1 protein-coding gene is annotated in these 478 nt (G+C 62.6%); it reads right to left on the bottom strand.

The genetic code is table 11. The features are described from left to right. On the bottom strand, window positions 1–478 hold a 478-nt coding region (locus OC610_RS28780; protein ID WP_264433196.1), incomplete at both ends, for an immunoglobulin-like domain-containing protein.

The following is a 478-nucleotide window of genomic DNA, read 5'->3' as shown; positions in this document are numbered from 1 at the left end:
GCGTCACGACGAGCGGGGTGCCGGTGACCGGAGCGTTCACCGAAGCGGTGTAAACCACCACGCCGCCTTCGCCAATAGTCGGCGTTGCAGTGAGCGAAACGGTGCTGGTATCCAGCGTGTCGGTCACATCGGTAACGGCGGGCGCAGTACTCGGCACCAGGTGTTCGAAGTTGCCGCCAGTGGCTTTATCGATGCTGACTTCAATTTTTCCGGCGTCCTTGTAGACGTCGTCTTTCGGTGCGTCGACCGTCACGGTGCCCGTGGTGGCGCCGGCAGCGATGTTGATCACCGCGCCGTTGCTGAGGGTGACGGTGACAGGCGAGCCGGCGGCGTTGGTCAAGGTTGCGGTGTAAACGATAGAACCGCCTTCAGCCACGGTGTCGGTGGCGGACAGGGACAAGCCGGTATTGTCAGGCGAGTCGGTGATCGTGGTGACGGCCGGCGTGGTGCTCGGAACCAGGTTTTCAAAGTTACCGCC

The organism is Pseudomonas agronomica (assembly GCF_025917275.1).
In the GTDB taxonomy this organism is placed as follows: domain Bacteria; phylum Pseudomonadota; class Gammaproteobacteria; order Pseudomonadales; family Pseudomonadaceae; genus Aquipseudomonas; species Aquipseudomonas agronomica.
Note: the sequence above shows the minus strand (reverse complement) of the source record. Positions and strands in the feature narration are given on the sequence as shown.